Consider the following 9791-nt stretch of genomic DNA (forward strand, 5'->3'; position numbering starts at 1 on the left):
CCGGAACGGGATGACACGTGGCGCCAACGCAATTGATGCGGGCGAACGCCGGTGAAGAAACGAAACGGCTGGCTGCATGAGCGCCTCCGTTCGTGAAACGTTTTTCGAAAATTTCAAAATGAAGAGAGTCTTATGAGGCCACAACAGCAGAACAGGCGCATGCGCGGTCGCAACAACAATGGCGGCGGCGGTGGCAACAACAATAACAACAACAACAACCGCAAGGGCCCAAATCCCCTGACGCGCAACTACGAGAGCAACGGCCCGGACGTGAAAATCCGTGGATCGGCTCAGCAGATCGCCGAAAAATACGCCACTCTGGCCCGTGATGCGCAAAGCTCCGGCGACCGGGTTATGGCGGAAAATTACCTCCAGCACGCCGAGCACTACAACCGCATCATTGCCGCCGCACAGGCGCAGATGCCGATCCAGAATGCCCCGCAGAACCGCGACGAATTCGACGACGATGAAGATCGCGACGATTTTGACAATGCCGGCAGCGGCAATGGCGGCGAGACGCAAGCGCCGATGGCGAACCACGGCAACGGTCCGCAGCCGACGATTGAGGGCACGCCGGCCGAACTCGCATACGGCCAGGAAAACGGCCGCGAGAACAACAGTGGCCGTGACAATAATGGCCGTGACAATAATGGCCGCAACAACAACGGCCGCGACAACAATGGCCGCAACCGTGACCGCCGCCCCAATGGCGGCTATGGCCAGAACGACCAGCGTGGCGACTTTGCCCAGCGTGGCGAGCAGAACGGCCAGCGCGGCGACCAGCAGCGCTTCACCGAAACCCCGGCACAGGCGGAAACCGTTTCCGCGGTTGAGCCCGAAGCCGAGAGCGGTTTCTCCGAGTCGGCGCCGCTGTACGAAAACCTGTCGCCGGCGGCTCTTGCCGCCCGGGCCGAACTCAATGAGGCAGCCGCCGAGAGCGGCGCTGCCCGTCGCCCGCGACGTCCGCGCCGCCCGCGCAACAATGCCGATCAGGTCGGTGACGAACAGTCTGGTGGTGGCCAGGTGGTGGATGGCGCCGGCGAGACCGCTGCCGCTGTTGACGTGGTTGATGCGGCGCCGGCCGAAAGCCCTGCCGGCGACCCGTTCGCCGTCGACGCCAACAACTGACCCACAAGACATAAGTCGATGAAACGGCGGAGAGAAATCTCCGCCGTTTTCGTTTGCTCGGCCATGCAATATCATCAGCCGGACGTCTTGAGCGGCAATGGCTTGCGCCCCATATCTGGCGTGAACTGGACCCGGCTCGGATGAGCGGGCCCGTCACCGCAATCTGATCCGGTGCCGCAAAGCGGGCCGGTGATGGAAGGAGACAGATATGAACCTCGAGAAATACTCCGAGCGCGTCCGCGGATTCATTCAGTCCGCCCAGACCATGGCGCTCTCGCGCAATCACCAGCAATTCACTCCCGAACATATGCTGAAGGTCCTCGTCGATGACGACGAGGGGCTGGCCGCCTCGCTGATCGAGCGCGCCGGCGGCAACGTGCGCGACGTCAAGCTTGGCGTCGAGACCGCCCTTGAGGCCATGCCGAAGGTGGAAGGCGGCAACGGCCAGCTTTATCTGGCGCAGCCGCTGGCCAAGGTGTTTTCGACCGCCGAGGAATTGGCCAAGAAAGCCGGCGACAGTTTTGTCACGGTCGAGCGACTGCTGCAGGCGCTGGCGATGGAGAAGTCGGCCAAGACGGCCGATATCCTGTCCAAGGCCGGCGTCACAGCGCAGGCGCTGAACCAGGTGATCAACGACGTCCGCAAGGGCCGTACCGCCGATTCGGCGAGCGCCGAGCAGGGCTATGACGCGCTGAAGAAATACGCGCGCGACCTCACCGCCGATGCCCGCGCCGGCAAGCTCGACCCTGTGATTGGCCGTGACGACGAGATCCGCCGCACCATCCAGGTGCTGTCGCGGCGTACCAAGAACAACCCGGTGCTGATCGGCGAGCCGGGCGTCGGCAAAACGGCGATCGCCGAAGGCCTGGCGCTGCGCATCGTCAATGGCGACGTGCCCGAATCGCTGAAGGACAAGCAGTTGATGGCGCTCGACATGGGCGCGCTGATTGCCGGCGCCAAATATCGCGGCGAGTTCGAGGAGCGGCTGAAGGCCGTGCTCAACGAAGTCACCTCGGCGGCCGGCGGCATCATCCTGTTCATCGACGAGATGCACACGCTGGTCGGCGCCGGCAAGGCCGATGGCGCCATGGACGCTTCGAACCTGTTGAAGCCGGCGCTGGCGCGCGGCGAACTGCACTGCGTCGGCGCGACCACGCTCGATGAATACAGGAAGCATGTCGAGAAGGACGCGGCCCTTGCCCGCCGGTTCCAGCCGGTCTTCGTCAACGAGCCGTCGGTGGAAGATACCGTGTCGATCCTACGTGGCCTGAAGGAGAAGTACGAGCAGCACCACAAGGTGCGCATATCGGATTCGGCGCTGGTCGCGGCGGCGACCTTGTCCAACCGCTACATCGCCGACCGTTTCCTGCCGGACAAGGCGATCGACCTTGTCGACGAAGCCGCGTCGCGGCTGAGGATGCAGGTCGATTCCAAGCCCGAGGCGCTGGACGAGATCGATCGCCGCATCATGCAGCTCAAGATCGAGCGCGAGGCACTGAAGGTCGAGAAGGACGAGGCGTCAAAGGACCGGCTCGCGCGTCTCGAAAAGGAACTCGTCGGCCTCGAGGAGGAATCGACCGAGATCACCGCCAAATGGCAGTCGGAGAAGCAGAAGCTTGGCCTCGCCGCTGACCTCAAGAAGCAGCTCGACGCGGCCCGCAACGACCTCGCCATTGCCCAGCGCAAGGGTGAATTCCAGCGCGCCGGCGAGCTTGCCTATGGCAAGATCCCGGAACTGGAAAAGAAGCTGAAGGAAGCCGAAGCCCAGGACGGCAAGGCCGGCATGGTCGAAGAGGTGGTCACGCCCGACCACGTCGCCCATATCGTGTCGCGTTGGACCGGCATTCCAGTCGACAAGATGCTGCAGGGCGAGCGCGACAAGCTGCTGCGCATGGAAGACGAGATCGGCAAGCGAGTCGTCGGCCAGGGCGAAGCGGTACAGGCGGTGTCCAAGGCCGTGCGTCGTGCCCGGGCCGGGCTGCAGGATCCGAACCGGCCGATCGGCTCGTTCATGTTCCTCGGACCGACCGGCGTCGGCAAGACCGAACTGACCAAGGCGCTGGCCAATTTCCTGTTCGACGACGAGAGCGCTATGGTGCGCATCGACATGTCGGAATACATGGAGAAGCACTCGGTCGCCCGGCTGATCGGAGCGCCTCCCGGTTATGTCGGCTATGAGGAAGGCGGTGCGCTGACCGAAGCGGTGCGGCGCCGGCCCTATCAGGTCGTGCTGTTCGACGAGATCGAGAAGGCGCATCCGGATGTCTTCAACGTGCTGTTGCAGGTGCTCGACGACGGGCGGCTGACCGACGGGCAGGGCCGCACGGTCGACTTCCGCAACACGCTGATCGTCATGACGTCGAACCTCGGCGCCGAATATCTGGTCAATCTCAGCGAAGAGCAGGACGTCGATGCCGTGCGCGACGAGGTTATGAGCGTGGTGAGAGCCTCGTTCAGGCCGGAGTTCCTCAACCGCGTCGACGAGGTGATCCTGTTCCACCGGCTGCGCCGGCAGGATATGGGCCGCATCGTCGAGATCCAGCTCAAGCGGCTGGAAAGCCTGCTAGCCGACCGCAAGATCACACTGTCGCTCGACCAGGATTCGATCGACTGGCTGGCGGCGAAGGGCTACGACCCGGCCTATGGCGCACGGCCGCTGAAGCGGGTGATGCAGAAGGACCTGCAAGATCCGCTGGCGGAAAAAATCCTGCTTGGCGAGATACTCGACGGCTCGACCGTCAAGGTCACCGCCGGCTCCGACCGGTTGAATTTCCGGTCCAGGCCCACTGTGGTGCCGACCGACGCGGCAGCCTGATCCAACGCCGCGCGTCCGACCGGACGCGCGGCATTTTCTTATGAAACAACAATCCTTTGACGGGGGTGCAGATGACGCTGGACGACTACAACAGCTTCTGCGCCTCGCTGCCGCAGACGACGCACGTCGTGCAGTGGGGCGGGGCCGATGTCTGGAAAGTCGGTGGCAAGGTCTTCACCATCGCCGGCCATGACCGGGAGGGTGGCGTCTTCGTCACCTTCAAATGCTCTGAAATGGCTTATGACGTGCTGAAGGATCAGCCCGGCTGCCGGCCGGCGCCCTATCTCGCCTCGCGCGGCATGAAATGGATCCAGCGTCAGACAAGCCAGAGCATGGATGATGATGCGCTGAAGGACTATCTCGGCGAAAGCCACCGCCTCGTCGTCCTCAAGCTGACGAAGCAGACGCGCAAGGAATTGGGCCTGTAGCAACCAGTAATCCGCCATCTTCATGCCCGGTTCATGTTGGAAAGCTTATGTTGTGGTTTGCTGGCGAAGGGGTTTGCCTGCAGGCTTTTGACGATCAGGGCGTTCCTTGCGCATCCAAACGGTGGCGAGAACGTTCTGGTGGGAACACTGCCGGGCGGCGGCAATTACGCATGACCCCGAAAATCGAAATTCGATTTTCGGAAAGGATCATGCGCAGACATGAAGTGTTACAGCGTCCTTTGCGCGTCCAAACGGACGCGCGGCGCTGTAAGTACCGGAGAGTTTGACCACCATGTTCCGCACGATCCTTGCCTTTTCGGTGCTCGCCGCCGGGCTGCTCACGTCCAGCGCCATGGCATCGCCGACTGTGGACAACGCACTGCCGGCCGTCCGCGCCGCCGATAGCGGCGGCATTGTGCTTGCCCAGGACGGCAATCTCGACATCTATTACGACGCCAGGGGCAACCGCGTCATCGTCGATGCCGAGACCGGCAAGGTCATCGCCATCCAGCCGCCGCAGACCAGGCTCGACCGCCGCGCGCTGCGCCGGGAAATGCGGGCACGTGAGCTTGGACGCGCACCGGTCGAAGACGACGACCGCTACTATCTCGACGATCCCGAAGACATGGCGCGTTTCCGCCGCAGGCAACTGGACGATCAGGGACGAATCCCCGGCCCGCCGGTTGATGAATACGATCCTGAAAGCGACAGATTCCTGGGGGCCGCTCCGCAGGATGATGCCAATGACAGCGACACCTATCCGGAAGCGCCGAAATCCGCTGAACCGCGGCCCGTCAAGCGCCAGCCGCTGAACGAAGCCTCTATCGATCCCGCCGAACCGGCGGCGCCCGCCGACCAGGCCGCGCTGCCGCCGAAAGCCGGTGGCAAGACCGTGGTCGATCCCTCGCTTTCACTCGGCGCACGCCAGGATGTAGCCGCCTTGCAGGTGCTGCTCGACCGCGCCGGCGCTTCACCCGGCGTCGTCGACGGGCGCTTCGGCTCCAATGTCGACAAGGCGCTTGCCTCCTATAACCAGATCACCGGCAGCAATCTGCGCTCGACCGACGCGGTCGGCATCCAGGCTGCGCTGGCGCAAACCGGTGGCGATGCTTTCGCCAATTATACGATCACGCCCGAAGACGCGGCGGGGCCTTATGTCGCCTCGATACCGGAAGATTACAGCCAGAAGGCGCAACTCGACCGCATGGCTTACACCTCCGTCACCGAAGCCTTGGCCGAACGCTTCCACATGGATGAGAACTACCTGAAGGGGCTCAATCCCGAGGCAGACTTCAGCCGTCCCGGCACCATCATCAAGGTCGCCAATTTCGGCAGGCTGGTGGCGACGCCGGTCGCTCGCATCGTCGCCGACAAGGACAAGAAGCAGGTGTTCGCCTATGACGCCGGTGGCAAGCTGGTCGCGGCCTATCCGGCCACCATCGGTTCAGCCGACACGCCCTCGCCGACCGGCACCCATACGGTGTCGCGCGTCGCGCTCGATCCGAACTACACCTACAACCCCAGCATCAATTTCAAGCAGGGCCAGAACGACAAGATCCTGACCATCCCGCCGGGTCCGAACGGCCCGGTCGGCTCGGTGTGGATCGCGCTGGACAAGCCGACCTATGGCATTCACGGCACGCCCGATCCCTCCAAGATCGGCAAGACCGAAAGCCATGGCTGCGTGCGCCTGACAAATTGGGATGCGCGTGAACTGGCCAAGCTGGTGTCGCCGGGCGTCACCGTCGAGTTCGTCGGCGGTCCCTCGGCCGATGATGTTGCGGAGCAAGTGAGCGCTCCAGCGCAGTGATATCGGCCTGCCCACAAGGCAGGCCGATCCAAAGCTGGATTCATGAGCGCAGGGTGCTGGCTGGTTGTTGCCGGCCCGCAACAAGTCTAAGCAGACGCTCATGAAGTCTCCGAGCGAAGCCGCAGCCGTTCCCCTGACCAGGTCGCTTTCCAACGGTACATTTTGCCCGCAGTCGCAGCGCAAGTTCGTGCTGGTAGCGGCGATCCTGGCGTCAGCGCTCGGCTTCATCGACGGGTCGATCCTGGCCATTGCCATGCCGGCAATGCGCGTCGACCTAGGCGCCAGCCTGGCCGAGGTCCAGTGGATTTCCAACGCCTATGCGCTGACGCTGTCGGCGCTGATTCTGGCCGGCGGCGCCGCCGGCGACCGGTTTGGCCTCAGGCGCGCCTTCGTTGCCGGCATTGCGCTGTTCATCGTCGCTTCGCTGGCCTGCGCGGTGGCGCCGAATGCGCTGGTGCTCATCGCCTTTCGCGCCATTCAGGGCATTGGTGCGGCGATCATGGTGCCGGGCAGCCTCGCCATCATCGCCAAGGGCTATCCGAAGAAGGAGCGCGGCCGGGCGATCGGCATCTGGGCCGCCGCCTCGGCGCTGACGACGGCGCTCGGTCCGGTGCTCGGCGGCTTCGTCCTGTCGGCCTTTGGCGGCGGTATCTGGCGGGCGATCTTCGCCGTCAACCTGCCGCTCGGGCTGATCTCGATCTATCTCCTGCTGGCCAAGATTCCCGCCGACGCGCCGACGGAGAAGCGAAGCCTCGATCTCGGCGGCGCCGCTCTCGCCACGCTTGCCTTCGGGGCGCTTGCCTACGGACTGACCTCGATGAGCGCCGAAGGCAGCGGGCTGATGTCGGGGCCGAGCATCGCCGCAGGCGCCGTGCTGCTTATCATCTTCATCGTCTTCGAGCTTCGGCAGCGCGAGCCGATGATCGATCTCAAGCTGTTTCGGATCGGCGCCTTTGCCGGCGCCAACCTCGCCACCTTCTTCCTGTATTTCGCCCTGTCGGCCAATCTGTTCTACCTGCCGATGCTGTTGATCGCCGGATGGGGGCTGAGCACCAAAGAGGTCGGTTTCATCTTCCTGCCGCTGTCGGCGTCGATCGCGCTGCTGTCGGGTCTCGTCGGCCAGTGGTCGGATCGCATCGGTCCGCGTTTTCCGATCGCCAGCGGCTGCCTGGTAGTTGCCATCGCCTTTGCCGGGCTGGCTTTGCTCACTCATGCCGGCATGCACAATTTCTGGACCGGTATCTTTCCGCTGATGGCCGTGATGGGGCTCGGCATGGCGCTGGTGGTGTCGCCGCTGTCGACGGCGGTCATGACCGCGGTCGAGGACAAGGATACCGGCGCCGCTTCCGGCATCAACAATGCGGTTTCGCGCATTGGCGGGCTGATTGCTGTGGCGGCGATGGGCTCGCTCGCGGCCTGGGTCTATTCGACGATGCTCGATACCAGCGTCAGGCCGGGCATTCCGGGATTCGGCGAACCGGCATTGGCCGGCCTGGCGCCAGACCTTGATGCAACACGGCTCGCCGCCAGCGATGCGGCGTTCGCGGCCGTGTCGACAGTGACGGCCGTGCTTTGCCTCCTTGCCGCTATTATCGCCTGGGCCACCGTTTCGGGGCAAAAGCTGCCTTGGTCACGAGCCGAAGAGGAGCAGTCGACCTGATTCGGAGCCGACCCGATTCGGAATGCTCTGATGGGGCGATTATGATTCGCCGGCGTCGAGTGTGACGGCTTAAAGCGCGTCGCGCTGAAACGGATTCATACGACGCGCTTTAAGTCTTTGTTTTGACGCATGTCCTTGTCCCAGAGCCGCGGCACACTTCTGGGCGACATGCATTAGCCTTCGATCTTGGCGCTCGCGACCTTCAGCGGATTGCTGTCTTCCTGCTTGAGCAGTTCATCGATGCGCTCGCGCTCGCGCTTGAAAGCGACCAGGTCGTCGCCCTTCAGCACCTTGCCGACCGGCAGGCGCACGCGCATCGGGTCGACCTTGGTGCCGTTGACGATCAGCTCGTAGTGAAGATGCGGACCGGTGGAGAGGCCGGTCTGACCGAGGAAGCCGATGGTCTGGCCCTGGCGGACATGAACGCCCGGTTCGATGCCTTTGGCAAAGGCGCTCTGGTGATTGTAGGAGGTCTCGTAGCCATTGGCATGGCGAATGATGATCTGCTTGCCGTAACCGCCGGCCCAGCCGGCCTTTTCGATGGTGCCGTTGCCGGCGGCGATAATCGGCGTTCCGATCGGCGCCGCCCAGTCGACGCCGGTATGCATGCGGACATAACCGAGGATCGGATGTCGGCGGGCGCCGAAGCCGGAGCGGAATTTCCCGGCGGGCAGGGGGTTGCGCAACAGGAACTGCTCGGCGCTCGATCCGTCCTCGTCGAAATAGTCGGTCGAGCCGTCCTGCATCTGGAATCGGTAGAAATTGCGCGTCTGGCCGCCGAAGGTCGACGAGACATAGAGCAGTTCCGATTCGTCGGAGGCCTGGTCGTCGCCGTCCGGCTGCGAGAACAGCACGTCGATGCGGTCCGATGGATTGAGCCTGGACTGGAAGTCGACGCCGGAGGCCAGGAGCTTGACCAGTTGCTGGGTCAGCTTCTTCGACATGCCGTAGGAATAGGCGGCGCGGTAGATGCCGTCATAGACGTTCGGCAGATTGCCGCGCACCACCACCGGCGCCGACGAATCATCGAACGCGGTCAGCAATTCGGGGTTCGGCTCCGGTTCCTGCGCCGGCACATACTGGCCGCGGTCGTCGAGCGCGATGGTGACGATGTGCGTTGTCTTGTCATAGACGCTGGTGCGAACGACCTTGGCGGCGTCGCCATGTACCTCGAGCCCGACGCGCAGCACGGTTCCGGTCTTCAGCGCCGGTGCGTTGAGCAGCTTGCCGATCGCCTCCGCCATGCCGGTGGCGTCATCGCCCGTATAGCCCGAATCAGCGAAAGCCTCGGCAATGTCGCGGTCCCTGGTGAAGGGAATGATTTCCTCGGCGAAAGCCGGGGTCTGGTCGTCGAGCGCGACGCGCGGCGCCACCGAGACATTTTCCGGCACGATCTTGACGTCGTAGGAGCCGGCCATCGATTCGGCGAAGGCATCGCCGAATCGCTGCGGGTCGACATAATGCAGGGAGGCGACCTGCACGGCGCCGTCGCTGAGGTCGGTGCCGGCTTCGCGCACCACTTTTTCAACCTCGTCGGCGGACAGGTCGCTTTTTTCGTCGAAGGAGGCCGTCTCAACCGGGAAATCGACCGTCTTGAGGCTCATCTCGCTTTCGACCTTGGCGCCGTAGATCTGGCCGCCAACTGCGGAGGCCGTCGCCGGCTGCGCCGGCGTCGAGTCGCCATCGTCGCCGAACACCTGCATCGGGTCGAAAGGCGGATAGGCGCGGTTGGTGGTGTGGCCGGCTGCCAGCGCCATCTTGATCTGCACGAACGGCATGGTGTGGATAACGTCGCGGTCGCCGACCTTGGTCACCATCGACACTTCCATGCGCCGGCGGTCCTTGGCCTTGGCGATCTGGCGCGGCGCCACCAGCCTGGTGGTCTTGGCGACCTCGCCGGAATCGCCGCCGCTTTCGAGCTGGGCCAGTTCGGCGATTTCGGGCGGGGTT

The 9791-nt window shown here is 63.8% G+C and carries 6 protein-coding genes (1 of these 6 cut by a window edge); 5 read left to right on the forward strand and 1 reads right to left on the reverse strand.

The window, feature by feature from the left end; all coding sequences use genetic code 11:
• The first annotated feature begins 132 nt into the window (after positions 1-132).
• The 5 genes from NKJ77_RS00780 (at position 133) to NKJ77_RS00800 (ending at position 7841) form a co-directional block, all read left to right on the forward strand.
• Positions 133-1128 (forward strand): DUF4167 domain-containing protein, encoded by a 996-nt coding sequence (locus NKJ77_RS00780; RefSeq protein ID WP_023686668.1) that lies wholly within the window; start codon positions 133-135, stop codon positions 1126-1128.
• 208 nt (positions 1129-1336) lie between these two features.
• Complete coding sequence (gene clpB / locus NKJ77_RS00785; RefSeq protein WP_023824676.1) at positions 1337-3943, forward strand: ATP-dependent chaperone ClpB; 2607 nt, start codon at positions 1337-1339, stop codon at positions 3941-3943.
• Between the two features lie 71 nt (positions 3944-4014).
• On the forward strand, positions 4015-4371 hold the full coding sequence (locus tag NKJ77_RS00790) for an MmcQ/YjbR family DNA-binding protein (RefSeq protein WP_023685771.1): 357 nt from the start codon (positions 4015-4017) through the stop codon (positions 4369-4371).
• A gap of 292 nt (positions 4372-4663) precedes the next feature.
• Positions 4664-6181: a L,D-transpeptidase family protein gene (locus NKJ77_RS00795; protein WP_352533945.1), complete on the forward strand. Its 1518-nt coding sequence runs from the start codon at positions 4664-4666 to the stop codon at positions 6179-6181.
• Positions 6182-6281: 100 nt separating this feature from the next.
• Complete coding sequence (locus tag NKJ77_RS00800; RefSeq protein WP_352533947.1) at positions 6282-7841, forward strand: MFS transporter; 1560 nt, start codon at positions 6282-6284, stop codon at positions 7839-7841.
• 173 nt (positions 7842-8014) lie between these two features.
• Here NKJ77_RS00800 and NKJ77_RS00805 read toward each other — a convergent pair whose 3' ends face one another.
• Positions 8015-9791: the 3' portion of a M23 family metallopeptidase gene (locus tag NKJ77_RS00805; RefSeq protein ID WP_023701439.1), read on the reverse strand. The gene runs 194 nt beyond the window's last position; 1777 of the gene's 1971 nt are visible here — the last part of the coding sequence; its start codon lies off the right edge, out of view; it ends in the stop codon at positions 8015-8017.

Source organism: Mesorhizobium sp. M0052 (assembly GCF_040323255.1).
GTDB lineage: Bacteria > Pseudomonadota > Alphaproteobacteria > Rhizobiales > Rhizobiaceae > Mesorhizobium.